The sequence below is a fragment of the Agrobacterium sp. 16-172Ci genome, assembly GCF_053522725.1.
The window spans coordinates 22,848-38,660 of record NZ_JBNWBW010000027.1; the positions used below are offsets into that span (position 1 = coordinate 22,848).

Annotated in this window: 11 protein-coding genes; 3 read left to right on the top strand and 8 right to left on the bottom strand. The window is 60.8% G+C overall.

Translation table 11 applies throughout. The features are described from left to right. Window positions 1–35: 35 nt before the first annotated feature. The 5 genes from ACQZ40_RS20700 to ACQZ40_RS20720 form a co-directional block, all read right to left on the bottom strand. On the bottom strand, window positions 36–5,138 hold the full coding sequence (locus tag ACQZ40_RS20700; RefSeq protein ID WP_174000863.1) for a DEAD/DEAH box helicase family protein: 5,103 nt from the start codon (window positions 5,136–5,138) through the stop codon (window positions 36–38). A 99-nt stretch (window positions 5,139–5,237) separates the two neighbouring features. Beyond that, window positions 5,238–5,639, bottom strand: coding sequence for a DUF3085 domain-containing protein (locus tag ACQZ40_RS20705; RefSeq protein WP_174000862.1), 402 nt, complete (start codon window positions 5,637–5,639; stop codon window positions 5,238–5,240). A gap of 13 nt (window positions 5,640–5,652) precedes the next feature. Beyond that, on the bottom strand, window positions 5,653–6,258 hold the full coding sequence (locus ACQZ40_RS20710; protein ID WP_174000884.1) for a DUF1419 domain-containing protein: 606 nt from the start codon (window positions 6,256–6,258) through the stop codon (window positions 5,653–5,655). Window positions 6,259–6,400: 142 nt separating this feature from the next. Then, the gene (locus ACQZ40_RS20715) at window positions 6,401–7,585 is read right to left on the bottom strand and encodes a DUF3991 and toprim domain-containing protein (protein ID WP_336510129.1); all 1,185 of its coding nucleotides are present in this window, start codon (window positions 7,583–7,585) and stop codon (window positions 6,401–6,403) included. Then, window positions 7,582–7,758 (bottom strand): hypothetical protein, encoded by a 177-nt coding sequence (locus tag ACQZ40_RS20720; RefSeq protein WP_174000861.1) that lies wholly within the window; start codon window positions 7,756–7,758, stop codon window positions 7,582–7,584. The genes ACQZ40_RS20715 and ACQZ40_RS20720 overlap by 4 nt, the downstream gene beginning before the upstream one ends. A gap of 541 nt (window positions 7,759–8,299) precedes the next feature. Between ACQZ40_RS20720 and ACQZ40_RS20725 the strand changes: the two genes are divergently transcribed. Both ACQZ40_RS20725 and ACQZ40_RS20730 read left to right on the top strand, forming a co-directional pair. Beyond that, window positions 8,300–8,659, top strand: a complete 360-nt coding sequence (locus ACQZ40_RS20725; RefSeq protein WP_080830936.1) for a type II toxin-antitoxin system RelE/ParE family toxin — start codon at window positions 8,300–8,302, stop codon at window positions 8,657–8,659. Further along, complete coding sequence (locus tag ACQZ40_RS20730) at window positions 8,656–8,982, top strand: XRE family transcriptional regulator (RefSeq protein ID WP_080830938.1); 327 nt, start codon at window positions 8,656–8,658, stop codon at window positions 8,980–8,982. Before ACQZ40_RS20725 ends, ACQZ40_RS20730 begins: the two co-directional genes overlap by 4 nt. A 49-nt stretch (window positions 8,983–9,031) precedes the next feature. Here ACQZ40_RS20730 and ACQZ40_RS20735 read toward each other — a convergent pair whose 3' ends face one another. The 3 genes from ACQZ40_RS20735 to ACQZ40_RS20745 are packed head-to-tail and all read right to left on the bottom strand — an operon-like array spanning window position 9,032 to window position 14,470. Beyond that, window positions 9,032–12,289, bottom strand: a complete 3,258-nt coding sequence (locus ACQZ40_RS20735; RefSeq protein WP_174000860.1) for an error-prone DNA polymerase — start codon at window positions 12,287–12,289, stop codon at window positions 9,032–9,034. Continuing rightward, a complete protein-coding gene (locus tag ACQZ40_RS20740) occupies window positions 12,286–13,797 on the bottom strand; it encodes a Y-family DNA polymerase (protein WP_174000859.1) in 1,512 nt (503 codons plus the stop codon). The genes ACQZ40_RS20735 and ACQZ40_RS20740 overlap by 4 nt, the downstream gene beginning before the upstream one ends. Further along, window positions 13,718–14,470, bottom strand: coding sequence for an ImuA family protein (locus ACQZ40_RS20745; protein ID WP_174000858.1), 753 nt, complete (start codon window positions 14,468–14,470; stop codon window positions 13,718–13,720). The genes ACQZ40_RS20740 and ACQZ40_RS20745 overlap by 80 nt, the downstream gene beginning before the upstream one ends. Window positions 14,471–14,751: 281 nt before the next feature. Here ACQZ40_RS20745 and ligD point away from each other — a divergent pair, with 281 nt between their 5' ends. Next, a complete protein-coding gene (ligD, locus tag ACQZ40_RS20750) occupies window positions 14,752–15,804 on the top strand; it encodes a non-homologous end-joining DNA ligase (RefSeq protein ID WP_174000857.1) in 1,053 nt (350 codons plus the stop codon). Window positions 15,805–15,813: the final 9 nt, after the last annotated feature.

The following is a 15,813-nucleotide window of genomic DNA, read 5'->3' on the forward strand; positions in this document are numbered from 1 at the left end:
TTTGAACAATGGGAAACATTTATTGTGCAACGCAGCTATGCAGCTGCCGCGACGGTCTCGTTGTCCAGATCTGCCGACAGTTGAGCATCGATTGCCCGCAGCTTCAGCCGCTTTTCCTTCAGGTCGTCTGCGAACGCGAAAGCGCCACCGTATCGGGAACGGTAGGAAACCAATCGCCGCTCGGCATCTTCGAGCCGCCGGCGATACTGGTGCTGTTCCTCTTCGAAGCCACTGAGTGCGTGCTCCAGGCGTGAGATGGCGCCAAGCGGGGTGACCGTGATCGCCAGATCGATTTCGTAGTCTGCACCAGTACGCTGGAGCAACGTTTCGTAACGATAGCCATCGCCCCTGCCGAACCGCTCGCCATCATAGACGAGATCGAAACCGCCGATCGTCGCCAGATGAACCTCCCCCTCCTGTTGAAGCTGGAGCAGGGTCAGGATTTCCTTCATCAGCGCCCGGCCCGCTTCCTTGCGCTCGGTATATGCCTGGCCAAGCACCATGATCATAAAAGCATCGGCGGTGGTCGGCCTGAGACGCGCAATGTCCTGAGCGATCTCGCCGATGCGCCGGGTCGAGACTTCGATCTCACGCTCGGCATCACGCATTTGCCGACGAACGGCATATTGATCGTCTTCATGCGCCGCGCGAAGACGATCAAGCCGAGCGATATCAGCTTCGAGACCCGCCTTCTGCATCAGTCGCTCGTCACCGGAGGCGATGGCTTTAGCCATAGCGAACTGGTTGGCGGCGCCCTCACCGACGTCTTCGAGCCGACGGATCGATGTGTCGCCGGAGAGTGCTGCGGCGATGAACCTCGCCTTGCGTTCGTTGTTCTGCCACATCGACGCGTCGAGCGAGCCCTCGGTGGCGTAGGCGAAGATATCGACCACGTCATGCTGGTTGCCCTGGCGGACGATGCGACCCTCGCGCTGCTCGATCTGCGACGGGAGCCACGGCACATCGAGATGGTGGAGCGCTCTCAACCGAAGTTGGGCGTTGACGCCGGTGCCCATCGTCTCGGAGGAGCCGATCAGGAAACGCACCTGGCCGGCGCGGACAGCACCGAACAGCCGCTGCTTGGCTTCGGTTTTCTTGTAGTCCTGCATGAAGGCGATTTGCGACGCCGGCACGCCGAGCCGGATCAGCTCGTCGCGGATAAAGCGGTAGGCCGAGAAGCCGCGGGACTTTTCGACATTAAGGGTGCCGAGATCAGAGAAGATCATCTGCGCCGCCCCCGGAAGATCGAAATCCTTGCCATCGGGCCGCCGGTAGATGGCTTCACCGGTTTCCTTCCAGATCCGATAGGCGTTGCGCACGAGAAGATTGAGCTTGTTGTCTTCCTCGTTCTCAGCTTCAGGCATCACGAAGCGCAGGTCGATCGCCGCGTGGCGCCCGTCGGTGATAACCGATAGCAGGATATCGTCGCCGGGCTTGACCGGTCCCTCACGCTGCTCGATCGCCTTGATGCGCGCGTCGAGTATCTGCTGATAGGTCTTGAACAGAGCGGTTGGCTTGGCCGTCAGAATCTGCCGGCGCCCGGTCGAGATGTTCGGGACCCTCACATATTGCCTGAGATCCTCCGGCATGACGACATCGGCGAACGACCGGAACATGGCGATCAGTTCGGGAACGTTGACGAAGGAGGCGAAGCGGCTGACCGGCTTGTATTTGCCGGATGGCTGGATTTCGAGTTCGGTCGTCGTATCGCCGAAGCAGGATGCCCAGGCGTCAAACTCGTGCAGCCCGCGTTCAGCGAGGGCTGCATGGCCGAGCAGGCGCTGGATCGAGAACATCTCGCCGAGCGTGTTGGTTATCGGTGTGCCTGATGCGAGCACCAGCGCGCGACCGGGGTTCTTTGTTTCGATGTAGCGGGATTTGACGTAGAGGTCCCAGGCTCGCTGCGATCCATTCGGGTCGATACCCTTCAGCGTCGACATGTTGGTGGCGAAGGAGAGTTTTCGGAATTCCTGGGCCTCGTCGACGACGATCTGGTCGACGCCCATTTCCGAGATGGTCAGAAGATCGTCCTTGCGCGTCGCGAGACCCTCGAGCCGCTCCTGCAATCCCTCTTTCAGCCGTTCGAGGCGCTTGCGCGAAACACGGTCCTCGCTTTCGACCTTGGTCAGCAGATCCTCGTAGAGCTGCAATTCGTCCTGGATCATCTGTTGCTCGAAGGCCGATGGCACGGCGATGAAGCGAAACGCCGAGTGAGTAATGATGATCGCATCCCAGGTGGCGGTGGCAGCCCGCGACACGAAGCGGGCCCGCTTGTCCTTGGTGAAATTGGTCTCGTCGGCGACGAGGATCCTTGCGTTGGGATAAAGCGCCAGAAATTCGCGCGCGGCCTGTGCCAGGCAATGGCCGGGCACGACGAGCATCGCCTTGGCGATCAGCCCGAGCCTCCGCTGTTCCATGATCGCCGCCGCCATCGTCATCGTCTTGCCGGCGCCGACGGCATGGGCGAGGTAGGTCGAGCCATCGGCGATGATCCGCCAGATGCCGCGCTTCTGATGCCCATACAAAGTAAAGGCGCCAGAGGCGCCGGGAAGTTTGAGATGGGAGCCGTCGAATTTGCGCGGCGCAATATTGTTGAAGCGATCGTTGTAATCGCGCGCCAGCCGCTCGGTGCGATCGGGATCGGTCCATACCCAGTCCTGAAATGCCTGCTTGATCCTCTGCAGCTTGTCGCGCGCGGCTTCGGTATCGACAACATTGAGAACCCGGCGCTCACCATCGGCATCCTTGAAGGTGTCGAATATCTGGGGAACCCGGCTATTCAGGGCATCAGCGAGGAGTTCACCGGCATGGCGACGGCTCGTTCCCCATTCCGACGTGCCGGCGGCGCTGTATCCAAGCTGCCGAGCCTCCACCGTCCAGGAGCCAAGCTCCGGCATATGATGGATGCGGATATCAGCCTCTATCTTCTCCTTCACGAACGCGACGACATCGGCAGCCGGGATCCACGGCGCACCGAGCCGGGCGGTGATGTCTGAAGGCCGCAGGTCGGCTGGCTGAACATCCGCCAAGGCGCGGACATTGCGATCATAGGCCGGATCCAGCGCGGCTGCGGCCTGCGCGGCGGCGAGCTTGGTACGGACTGCCCCTGAAAGATAGGCATCGGCGGTCTGCCAGGATCCGTCATTCGGGTCGCGAAGCACTTCGCTGCCCAGCTCGTCGAGCACAGTCGCGGGATCGCTGTGGAGCAGCTCCGCGATATGGTCGATATCGACATGACCACGCTCATTCAACACCACGGCGAGCGCATCGGCAGGAGATGTGATGGTCGGCGCCGCCGGCGGGGCAATCACGCGTTCGGAAAAGATCGGACCCGGCTTGGCCGTGTCGGTCTCCAGATCGTAGTCCTCGATCGACGCAACCAGCCAGCAATCGGGGTCGTCGCGGAAAGGTGCAAGGTTCGGCTGGCGATGGGTCTCCTTGACTTCGCCGGTCTCCGCATCTTCCTGGATCGAGACGGTGGTGTGATTGATCGGCCCAAAATCCCGCACGAAACTCGACCAGGCGATGCGCAAGCGGACCTGGAGATTGCGCCAGGGCCGGTCTGTCTCCTGAGCCTTCAGAACCTCGCGAACCGCGTCACGGATCGGGATCAACTTCGAAATGATCCGGATATGCTTCTCGGAAAGCCCGTCGCCGGAGCGACCCTTGCGCATGGTGACCGGCACGGCCGAACCGTCGAGCATCTGCATCAAACCCTCTGTCCGGTCGAGGAAAAAGCTGCCCTCGCGTATGGCCCTATCCCTCGACTGCAGATCGACGATGTCTCCGAGCTCGTCTTCCAGATCGATATCGACAGGAGTGGGCTCACCTTCATAGAGATCAGCCGGCAGGAGATTGATCGTAGCGGTGAGGACGGCTTCAAGATCCTCACCTCCACGCGGCAAGCAGGTATAGGTCTCGCCAAATGGTCCCGACGTGAGCGCGTGGGTGCCGAGAACGAAGTCGGGATGGCGGGCGAACCAGCGATTGACGCGGATTGCACCTTCATCATCAATCGCGGCGCGAACCTCATGAACGTCGAGCCAGGTCCGGTCCCCCTCCGGCTCACCGGCCTTGCGCCTGCGGAAGAACAGGATGTCGACGACAACATCCGTGCCGGCGTCCCGGCGAAAGCTGCCCTCGGGCAACCGGATCGCCGCAATCAGATCGGCCGACCTGGCGATATGCTCCCGCGCCGTCGTATCGGCCTTGTCCATCGTGCCCATTGAAGTAACGAAGGCGGCGAGTGCGCCGGGCTTCAGAAGCTCGATGGAGCGCGCGATGAAGTAGTCGTGTAAACGAAGGCCGAGCGACCGATAGGCGCGGTCCGAGCGGACGATGCGATCGGAAAAGGGCGGATTGCCGATAGCAAGATCGTAGATCGGCGCGAGATCAGTGCGAGCGAAGTCACCATTGATGATCCGGGCCTTCGGCTGAAGCAGGCGCGCGATGCGGGCTGTGACCGGATCGAGTTCGATCCCAGTCAAATAGACCGCATCGCGGTAAGCCTCCGGCATCAACGCCGGGAACAGGCCCGTGCCGATGCCTGGCTCCAGCACCCGGCCGCCGCGCCAGCCAAGCCGCTGGATGCTGGCCCAGATCGCCCGGATGATGAACTCCGGCGTAAAATGGGCGTACTGGGTGCAGCGGGCCAACGACGCATAGTCGGCTTCGGAGACGGCGGTTTTGAGCGAGGAGCCGAGCTCATCCCAACCCTGTCGGAAATCGATCTCACCCGGCCGCCGGAACATGCCGTTGGCCAGCTCGCCGGCGCCAAAGCCGGTAAAGCGGACCAGCTGCGCCTGCTCCTTTGGCGTCGCCGGCCGGTCCTGCCCGGAGATGTTATTGGCAACGAGGATCGCCGCAACATTGGCGCGAGCACGATCCTTCCAGGACGGAGGTAAGCCGCGGTCACCCTCGAGATAGAAGTTTGCTCGAAGCCTCGTGGGCCGGTAGGGTACGGCCGCCCTCGAAGGTGCGGATGCCGGCGCTGGCGCTGGCGCCGGCGGCGTCGGATCCGGATCGTCGTCGTTTGCGGCGACAGGCGAAAAATCACCGAAAGCGGTCACGCCAATGCCAAAGCCGGACGAGAGTGCGGTATTGCCAAACATGTCGAGCGTGAAGGGATCGTTGCTCATGTTAAATCTCCATATGAATGCGCGCGTCATCGGCCCGCCGCGGTGATTGGCGGCGAAGCGACGCAGATTGACGTTGGGGATCCCGCTGTGGCGGGAACGTTACGACCACTCGATGATGAAGAGCTCCATCGAGTCCGGCTGGAAGCTGATGCCGAGGTACCTGGCATTGGAGGCGGCGGCGATCATCGCCTCCAGCTGGTAGGCATCGATGAATTCGACACCGTCGTCTCCCCCGAAGGTCTTGCGCTTGACTTCGAACCAGCCATCGTTCGTGCGGGGATCGCATTCGAGCGCATAGGCGACGAACGGCTTTTCTCCATCCGGCAATTTGCCGTTCGAGCACAGATAGACACCGTGGTCTCCCACGAGCCATACACCCGGCTGCTCGTCGCGGCCGGGATGAAGGCCATAATGGGAATTGCGGTAGCCGCCGTTGGCCTCGGCGTCGGCGCGACCGCGGGCGATCACCGCCCGCACGGATTCAATCGGAAAGGAAAGCATGGCACGCATCTCCTCACGCTGCGACTGCCGCACGGGCAAGATGGCGCAGTTGGACGGGCAACTTGGTGGCGATCTCATCGTCGGTCAGGTCGTCGAGCAGTTTTGACCTGGCAGAGCCAGCCTCGCTGTAGAGCGTGATGACGCGATGACCTGGCAGATACTGCGGGGCGGTTTCATCGGAGTAGCCACGATAAGCGTCCGCCGTGGCACTCCAGATGTGCTCGAGACTTTCATTCCGCGTCATCGCTCGCACCGGGCGCGTCTCCCGTTCGATGATCGCCAGCCGCATGTCTTCCACCGGTCGGCCGCCGGAGAGATCGCAATATCCATGGAAGTGACGAATGACGCCGTCGATCCGTAGCGCGAAGAAAACCGATGTGACGGATCCTGTCAGAAATTCGCGCATTGCGAACATCGAGCCCCGGATCCAAAGCGGCGGCAGGATCTCGAACATATAATCATGCTCGCGCTCGGTGATTTCGAACCATTCACCTGCATAGAGCGCGCTTGCGTCAGCGCCAAAACGATGAGGACGCTGTGCATGCCGATCGAACAGCCTGAACATCTGATGGCGGTCGGCGACGACCTGGTAGACTTTGCGGATAGAGGAAAGGGTCATGATTGGCTCCTTCGGCATTGTCCGGGCGAAGCGCAGCAGATCCTTCTTGGTCGCCATCGTCTCTTCAGCCCTTCCTGACCCCTCCCCTCAAGCCGCCTCTCCGTCCGGACGGGTCAAGGGCCGCTGACAAGCGGGCGAAGCTTCACCCTTGACGCGACCGGCGGGCATGCGGCAGGCCTCCGCTTGTTTCCATTCTTCTCTCCCCCTTTTCTTCCTCCCGTGCCTTCAGCGCTTCATTCCAATCTTCCGATGGCGGCGTCAGTCGCAACCAGTCGCAGCCCACCTCATCGGCAATGTCACGGAGGCGGCCGGCAAAGGTCTCGCCCTGGCTATTGGCGTCGGTGGCCGCGACCAGAACAACACCGGGACGCGCGGCCATCTTACGGACCGCGGCGTCCGTCGCCGGAGACCAACCACCGCCGGTGCTGAGATAGAGGCTGCCCTCGCGAAGCCCCTCAAATGCCGCAAGGCTCATGGCGTCGATCGCCGCTTCGGTGACGCAAAGACGCATGGCATCGGAAGAACCAAGGCGAAACAGAATTTTCGAGCCGCCTGCGGAAAACCCACGCCAATTGGGACCGCGCTCCTCCCATCCGGTGACAGCGCCATCGTCATTGACATGTGCGGCCCACATGCTGCCATAAGGTCCTTCCCGGAGGAGACTTCCGCGGATAGCCTCCCGGATGATCGTTGCTGGCAGGCAGCGCTCGGTTCTCAGATAGCGCCAAGTCATCGATCCCGGCCACGGGCTCCGTCGTTTTGCCCAGCGTTCCGGGACGGAAGTGCTATGAGTGAGGCTTCTGGCCGGCCGAGACCAAACAGGATCCGCGGCGATGACGCCGACGAGGTTGGCCACCCAGTCGAGCGCTTCGACAAAGGTGACGCCGTCCAAATGCTCCGCGAGACCGAAGACGTCGCCTTTCGCGTCGGACAGCGGATCGAACCAACCCCGCCCCCCATGGATGACGATGACGATTTCCGCGCCGCGCCGGTATTTCAACGCCTTGCGGGTGCTTTCCTTGACGTCGATGGCAAAGCCAGCCTGTTCCAGCAAGGCTGCGCACGGGACACGGTCCCGAAGGTCTTCCAGTTTCTGTTTCTCCATTATTTTTCCCGGCGCTCTCGCGTCCGCCCTTCTCTCCAGATTCATCCTTCCCGCAATTTGCGGGACCGTTTCCGGCGGCAGCGAAGAGCAAAAGGGGGCAAGGGCGCGCCCTGGCAATCTGCTGATCTGCAGATCAACGCCTACCGTCGGTGCCAAGGCGCGGCGAAGCTTCCCTTGCCGCCTGCCGCTCGCAAGCGGCACCAAGGAGATGAAGGGTCTCAATGAGACCCACCCGGAACGTATTCATGCACGATCTCCAGATCGTCTTCGTCATCGAGTTCGTCGCTCGGCAGAACGCCGAACTCGTCGCCAGACCTGAACAGCGTGACTGGAACCATCAGGATGCGGGAAAGTTGGAAGGCGTGGTTCCGCGCAATCGAAAGATCGGTGTTCATCTGAGGCTCCATCTTTGGAGCGGGCCATTCCCGCTCGATGGCTCCCGTCAGTGTCCGGAACCGGTCGCGATCACCGCGAAGGCACAGCCGAAGCGGCCGCAGCTTGCTAGCGGACCCCGTCAGCGGGTTGATCGACGGAGATCCGGGGCTGGACCAGGAAGCCATCCATCAAGAGCGGGATTGGGACGCCCCATAGACCTGCCATAGATCCACAATAATCGTGCTGATACGGATCTATCGCCTTCCCCGATCGCCTTGCCGGTTGTTCCCTCGCTCCGACGTCGGATCGGCGTCGATGGGCATAACTGCGGGAGACGGCTCGCATGCAGCGTGAAGCGGATTATTCCGGACGGTTGCGGAAGCCGCATCGAGGTCCGACGTCGTTCTCACGCAGGCTCCGGATCACAAGTTCGATGGAACGATCGTCGTGGGCGCCAACAGCTCAGCGCCATCTCCACTTGTCAACTTTGAGGGGTCAAGTTATTCCATCTGTGGAATATCGCTTGAAATATTCCACAGATGGAATACATTTGGAGCACCGATGAGTTGGAGCGTTGAATATACCGATGAGTTTGGTGAGTGGTACACGACGCTGATCGAGGCCGTTCAGGATGATATTGTAAGGGTAGTCGGGCTTCTAGAAGCCAAAGGACCGCAACTTCCCTTCCCTTACTCATCCGGCATCGAAGGTTCAAAGCACGAACATATGCGGGAACTGCGGATTCAGAGCGGCGGCGAACCCTACCGGGTATTCTACGCTTTCGATCCGCGTCGCACTGCTATTTTGCTTGTCGGTGGAAATAAAACCGGCGACGACCGCTTTTATGAAATCATGATTCCGGTCGCTGATCGACTATATGACAATTACCTGATCGAGATCGGGAAGGAAGGGTTGATATGACTGGACATCGCTCCTTTAACGACTTGCGCAACAGAATGTCGCCAGAACGCCGTGCCCGCAACGATGAAGCGACCAAGGCAATTCTCGAAGACATGGCGTTACACGAGCTGCGCGTGGCCCGTGAAAAAACTCAGCAGGATGTGGCACGCGCACTCCATGTGAAACAGCCGGCTGTCGCAAAGCTGGAGCAGCGCGCCGATATTTATGTCAGCAATCTGCGACGTTATATCGAAGCGTTGGGCGGCACGTTGGAGATTACGGCAAGGTTTCCTGACGCCTCGGTCAACATCAAGAATTTCAGCGAATTGGCCACTGAGAAGTAACATCGCTTTGAACCAATAGAGCCTCCGACTATACACTTACCTAGATCGCTCAATGAAAGTTCCGGCTCTTCACCTTCAGCGTATCGATATGAAGATCAGGTGTGAACAGGTCCCTCGGGACAATGGGCTTTGGCCTGTCGCGTGAATCCGGCCCTCCACCTCCATGGGCAAATTCGTCGCCGCGCCCAGTTGGTAACTTGAACTCGCTATCCCGATCAGCCAGACCGACAAGGTCCGCTGTCAGGTCGAACAGTTGCTGTGCGACGAGATGCACGACCTCCCCTTCCCGCTGGATTCGGCCGTTGATCGCCATCATCGAGGACCCCAGCACCACCCGCCGCCTCTTCTCGAACAAGGTGGGCCAGACGACGATGTTGGCCGGTCCCGTCTCGTCCTCGATGGTGATGAACATGACGCCCTTGGCCGATCCGGGCTTTTGACGAACGAGAACAAGGCCCGCCGTATAAACCCACCGCCCATCCCGCGCATTCATCGCTTCGGCACATGTGATGATGTTTCGTGCTGACAGGTCCTTGCGCAGGAAGGCAGTCGGGTGCTGCCGCAGGGTGAGCCCAGTATGGCTGTAGTCTTCAATGACGTTGTGCCCGTCCGTCATCTGCCGAAGCGCAACCTCCGGCTCCTGCTGCTCGGCGATCGCAGCCATCTCGCGTTCGGCCGCGGCTGCGAACAACGGCAATGGTTCGTCGCGCAGACCTTTGATGGCCCAGAGGGCATCGCGTCGTTCGAGTTCGAGCGATGGCAGGAATGCATCGGCCTCCGCCAGCTGAACCAGCGCTTCCGTCGGAACACTGGACCGGCGCCACATGTCATCCACCGATGCGAAGGGGCTGTTCATCCGAGCCGCCACGATCCGCGCTGCGTCAGCGATAGCCAGTCCCTTCACCTGCCGAAAACCGAGCCGGACGGCATGCCGGTCGGAATTGCCGATCTGCTCCAGCGTGCAGTCCCAGCGGGAGCGGTTGACGCACACAGGTCGCACCTCGACGCCATGCTTGATCGCATCGCCGACGATCTGGGCGGGAGCATAAAAACCCATCGGCTGACTGTTGAGAAGCGCAGCGCAAAAGGCATCCGGGTAATGGCACTTGATGTAGTTCGAGGCATAGGCGATCAGCGCAAAAGAGGCCGCGTGACTTTCGGGAAAACCGTAGGAGCCAAAACCTTCAAGCTGGGAAAATGTCTTTTCGGCGAAGTCTGGTGAGTAACCATTCTTCACCATCCCGGACACCAGCTTGTCCTTGAAGCGTGAAACGCCGCCAGTGAACTTGAAGGTGGCCATCGACTTGCGCAGCTGGTCGGCCTCGCCGCCGGTGAAACCGGCGCAGACCATCGCCACCCGCATGGCGCTTTCCTGAAACAGCGGCACGCCGAGCGTCTTGCCAAGCACCGCTTCCAGCTCCGGGGTTGGATACTCGACCGGTTCCTTTCCTTCGCGCCTTCGCAGATACGGATGCACCATGTCGCCCTGGATGGGACCGGGACGCACGATCGCCACCTGGACGACCAGATCGTAGAAGGTGCGGGGTTTCAGGCGCGGCAGCATCGCCATCTGCGCGCGGCTTTCGATCTGGAAGGTGCCGAGCGTATCGGCCTTGCGGATCATCGCATAGGTAGCGGCATCCTCCTGCTTGATTTTCGACAGATCGAGATCGTCGTCCTTGTGTTCGCGGATGAGATCAAAGCCTTTGGCCATGCAGGTCAACATGCCCAATGCCAGCACATCGACCTTCATGAACTTCAGCGCCTCGACATCGTCCTTGTCCCATTCGATGATCTGACGGTCCTTCATCGTTGCCGGCTCGATCGGCACCAGATCGTCCAGCCGGTCATGGGTGAGGACAAATCCTCCTGGATGCTGGCCAAGGTGGCGCGGGGCTCCCATCAGTTGCTGCGCCAGTTTCAGGGTGAGCGCCAGACGGCGATCGTCGGGATTGAGATTGAGTTCGCGGATGTTGCGATCCGGTACTTCCTCCGACCAGGACCACATGCCCGATGACAGCGCCTTGATCACGTCTTCGGGCAGGCCGAGCGCCTTGCCGACATCGCGGATAGCACCTTTTGCCCGGTAGCGGGTGACGGTCGCGCAGAGTGCTGCCTTGTCTCTCGTGTAGGTCCTGTAGATCCACTGGATGACTTCCTCTCGCCGTTCATGCTCGAAGTCGACATCGATGTCCGGCGGCTCGTCGCGCTCCTGGCTGACGAAGCGTTCGAACAGCAGATCATTGGTTGAGGGATCGATGGAGGTGATGCCGAGGAAATAGCAGACAGCACTATTGGCCGCCGATCCCCTGCCCTGACAGAGAATGCCCTGGCTTCTCGCAAAGCGTACGATCGAAAACACCGTTAGAAAATAGGGGGCGTATTTCATGGTGCGGATGAGATCGAGTTCGTGCCGCACGATTTTCAGGACATCCGGCGGCAGCCCCTCCGGATAGCGATCGGGCACGCACTCCCAGACGTAATGCTCAAGCGACGCTTGGGCATCCTTGCCCGGCACGATCGCCTCCTCGGGATATTGGTAAGTGAGTTCCTCGAGCGAGAATTTGCAGCGCCGCACGATCTCCATGGTTCGCGCCAGCGCCTCTGGATAGCGCGGAAACAGGCGAGCCATTTCTTCCGGAGGCTTCAGATACCGGTCAGCATGCCTCTCACGCTGGAATCCGACATCATCGATCGTGGTGTTATGCCTGATGCAGGTGACGATATCCTGCAGCTGGCGCCGGCCAGGCTCATGAAACAGCACGTCATTGGTAACGATGGTTTTGACCCCGAATCGTGTCGCCATGTTGGAGATCTCATGCAGACGCATCTGGTCGTTCGGGCGCCGGCGCAGACACAGCGACACGTAGGCACGATCACCAAAAACGTGCGCGATCTTGCGAAGCTGTCCGGCACAGATTGCGTCCGGCAGATCCGGAACGAGAATGCCGATCATCCCTTCCGAGTAAGCCATGACGTCATCCCAGTGCAGGATGCAGTTGTTCTTGCCGCCGCGCGACTTGCCGAGCGTGATCAGCCGAGTCAGGCGCGAATAGGCCGGACGATCTATTGGATAGACGAGCAATGACATACCGTCAGCCAGATCGAGGCGGCAGCCGACGACCAGCCGGACACCCGTCGCGCGGGAGGCTTCGAGCGCGCGGACGATCCCGGCCAGTGAGTTGCGATCAACGATGCCAAGCGCCTGGATACCTAAAGCCTTTGCGGTTTCGAACAGCTCCTGCGCAGACGACGCCCCGCGCAGAAACGAAAAATGCGTCGTGACCTGCAGCTCGGCGTAGCTCATGCGAAAATCCCATGGCAGAACCAGCGGTGGGAACCGGTATCCGGATCAATGCCATCGCCGGAGCGAAAAACCCACAGGCGCTCGCCTGCTTCATCCTCGATGACAAAGTAGTCGCGCACGGCCTCCATTTCGGCGTCGCGCTGCCACCACTCGCCAAAAATACGTTCCGGGCCATCGGCACGCTTGATCTTGCGGCGCTTGCCACGCCAGGTGATGGAGACCGGCGGCCTGTCCGGCATCAGCGCGATCGCCTCGATCAGTTCCGGCCGGGCCAGCAGCCGGACTGGCCGGCGCCAATGACTAACCCAGGTCACTGCGACTGGATCGGCCGCGGCACTGATCCTCTGGACAGAGCGTTCCGGCACATCGGAGGCAACGGGCGCGACACGATAGACCCGTTGGCCGCGGTTTCCATAGATATCGATGAGCGGCGTGACATCCGGAACCTCTTCCTCGACCAGAGCGGACGCTTTCTGCGCCTCCTCTAATGGCTCGGCCATGACGGCGACGAGCGTGAGCTTCTCGATCCCGAAACCCGGCTCGATTTTTTCCGTCCGATCCCGAAACAGTTTTGTCAGCCAGGCGACATCTCGGGCGGGCCTGGCGGTTCCGGCGCGGATGGCCTGTCTCGTGCCATCGACCTTCTCGACGATCAGGTCGGCACGGCGAACGCCAAGCCCGCGCTTCTGGAGTTCGTCAACGAGTTGCACGACCAGACGGCCAACATATTTATTGATTGTTTCGACTGCCCCGATCGGTTCGGCAAAGGCCTTGGAGACTTCAACCAGCTCTGCGGTCCGGATGGGCTCGATCGGCTCGGCGACACGACAGAGCATCTGGTCGAGACGGCGACCGACCTCCGGACCGAAGCGCAATGTCAGCGGGGCCCGCGGGGTGTTGGCAAGCTCGCCGATTGTCTGGAAACCGAGAATGCGCAGATCAGAGACGATCTTTGACGGCAGGCGCAGAAGCGAAATCGGTAGTTTTTCGACGGCACGGGCCGTCTCGCCCGGAGGAACGACAATCGTTTCGCGATTGATGGCGCGGGCGCAAGCATGGGCAGCACCCCAGCTGTCGGCAACCGCCACGCGCGCCGTCAGTTTTCGGGCAAGAAACTGGTTGGCGATCTTCGTCACCATCGGCAGTTCACCACCCTGCAGATGATCGGCGCCTTCCGTATCCATGACGATACCATCAATCCCGTCGACGGCGACGATCGGCGAATAGATCGTCAGCGCCCAGAGCGTGATGCGCTCGAGCGCGGCTTGATCGGCTTGCGAATCTGCGTCAACCAGCATCAGGCCTTGAAACAGCGACTGCGCCTTTGCCGCCGCCATGCCGGCATGCACGCCCGCCTTTCTGGCAGCCGGATCGGCGGCAGACACCCATCGCTTCGAACCGCTTCTCGCGATCACGGCGATTGGCTGTTCAGGCGGAATAGACGGATCGGCCCGACGAATGCGATCCGTCGGCAGATCCGGAAGATAGATCGAGACGACCCTTGTCATCGCACGCCCTCACGAGAAACTCAGCACACTCACCCGCTTTCACGCGCATCAATTCCAGAAACCATTGAGGCCTGCCCACCCCCGGTACCGGCAACTCCTCTGACGGCATCACGCTGACACGCCATCGCGTGGTCGAGGCCGTCGGCTGCCCAAAGTCATTGGCCTCCGTCTGTCGCCGCCATCGGCGGACCGCGAGCGCCATGGTCCCGGTTCGCTCGGCTGCAAGCTGCAGGCGGCGGGAACTGACCATAGGCAGGCGAACGAGCTCGCCGACGACAGCGCCGAGCCCACCAAAGGACAGCCCCTCTTCCATGTTGGCGAGCACATCCTCTTCGCGATCGGACTCGACGAAGATCACCCGGTCGGGATGGAGGCCAACCTGCGCCAGGGCCGGAAAGAACAAATCTGGCCGCGTCAGGCACCAGACGACGGGCCCTTTGGTCCGCGCGGCAATGCCGGCGACACAGAGGGCGGCAGCTGCTCCATCGACAGTGCCCGAGCCACCGCCCGCGAACTCATGCAGCGCGCCATAGGCAAGACCTCCGCCAGGCAGCGCCGCATCGATCGCGGCAACGCCGAAGGAAAGCGCGCCAGCCCGTTTCGCGGATCCGCCCTCCATCGACGCGATGCGGTCGCGCAAATCACAGATCACCCTCTGGCGGGCAGCAGTCATCGTTCACGGCTCCCTTCAAGATCGTGTTCAAAGGATCGACATCATGTCGTACGGGCTATAAGTTCATTGTTTGTTCTTATGCCATGAAAGAGTCAAGCACCACAGAGTTGAGGAATATTATCCCAGCATTAGGAAATCCAAAGATTCGAAGGGGATTCAAGGACGTAACCAGAGTTGAGATTTTTGCCAGATCCGTGTTCCCGTCGGGCGCCGATGGTGGATAGCGGGGATAGATGTGCAACGTCACACTATTCTTAAGGTTTTTGTGCTGAACTCTCGGCATGACGAAGCCCCCGAGATCAAAGCCGCTTCTTCGCGATACCGAAGCCCCGATCCGCTCGAAGCCACGTCGGAAGCGCAACCCGGCGCAGCCACAGCTTCTGTTCGACCCCATGCCTGACCGCGTTGAGCCGGCCCTCGCACAATTGAAAGCGCGTCCGCCTATCGGTGACCAATGGAGCTGGGAGCTGAAATGGGACGGCTACCGACTGGCTGTCCATATCGAGCCGACGGGCATCCGGATCCTCACGCGTGGCGGTCATGACTGGACGCATCGGTTTCCGGCAATCGAACAGGCCGCTCGAGCGCTTGGGCCTGCGACAATGATCATCGACGGTGAGGCTGTTGTTCTCGACGAAGAAGGACGGCCGGATTTCGGGCTGCTGCAGCAGTCTTTGGGTGCTTCCGGCAAGACGGCTGGCAATCGTGCCTCTGACGCCGTTTTCTACGCCTTCGATCTGATCTATCTCGACGGTCATGACCTGCGCGGTGTCGAATACCGATCGCGGCGGCATCTTCTCGAGGACACGCTCGATGGCAAAGACGGCGCCATCCGCCTGTCGGAGACACTCGACGCCGAACCCAATGCCCTGCTTGAGAACGTCTGCCGCCTCGGTCTGGAAGGCATTGTCGGCAAGCACCTCGATCAGCCCTATCGTTCCGGCCGCACCGGCGATTGGGTGAAGATCAAATGCGTCCAGAGCGAAGCCTTCATGGTGGTCGGCTATGAGCCATCGACGGCGTCGCCTTCCGGCTTCGCGTCGCTGGTGCTTGCCGCTTACCGCGGTGATGTGTTCGTTCATGTCGGTAACGTCGGCACAGGCTTCAAGGAAGCCGAGATGATCAGGCTGCGCAAGATGCTGGACAAGCTGCGCTGGAAACGAAAGCAGCCGCCGGTGCCCTATTCCGGAAAGGCCGACATTGTCTGGGTCGAGCCAACGCTGATTGCCGAGATCGAGTTTCGGGCCTGGACCGGAGACGGCAAATTGCGGCACGCTTCCTACAAGGGCTTGCGCGAACGGCAGGACAATGCCGACGTCTTCAAGCTCGACTAGCGAAATCAG

Bases quoted from the DNA above. Each gene is read 5' to 3' on its own strand.
- ligD (WP_174000857.1), top strand. From the start codon at position 14,752: ATGACGAAGCCCCCGAGATCAAAGCCGCTTCTTCGCGATACCGAAGCC.
- ACQZ40_RS20705 (WP_174000862.1), bottom strand. From the start codon at position 5,639: ATGCTTTCCTTTCCGATTGAATCCGTGCGGGCGGTGATCGCCCGCGGT.
- ACQZ40_RS20730 (WP_080830938.1), top strand. From the start codon at position 8,656: ATGACTGGACATCGCTCCTTTAACGACTTGCGCAACAGAATGTCGCCA.
- ACQZ40_RS20735 (WP_174000860.1), bottom strand. From the start codon at position 12,289: ATGAGCTACGCCGAGCTGCAGGTCACGACGCATTTTTCGTTTCTGCGC.
- ACQZ40_RS20745 (WP_174000858.1), bottom strand. From the start codon at position 14,470: ATGACTGCTGCCCGCCAGAGGGTGATCTGTGATTTGCGCGACCGCATC.
- ACQZ40_RS20720 (WP_174000861.1), bottom strand. From the start codon at position 7,758: ATGAACACCGATCTTTCGATTGCGCGGAACCACGCCTTCCAACTTTCC.
- ACQZ40_RS20700 (WP_174000863.1), bottom strand. From the start codon at position 5,138: ATGAGCAACGATCCCTTCACGCTCGACATGTTTGGCAATACCGCACTC.
- ACQZ40_RS20740 (WP_174000859.1), bottom strand. From the start codon at position 13,797: ATGACAAGGGTCGTCTCGATCTATCTTCCGGATCTGCCGACGGATCGC.
- ACQZ40_RS20710 (WP_174000884.1), bottom strand. From the start codon at position 6,258: ATGACCCTTTCCTCTATCCGCAAAGTCTACCAGGTCGTCGCCGACCGC.
- ACQZ40_RS20725 (WP_080830936.1), top strand. From the start codon at position 8,300: ATGAGTTGGAGCGTTGAATATACCGATGAGTTTGGTGAGTGGTACACG.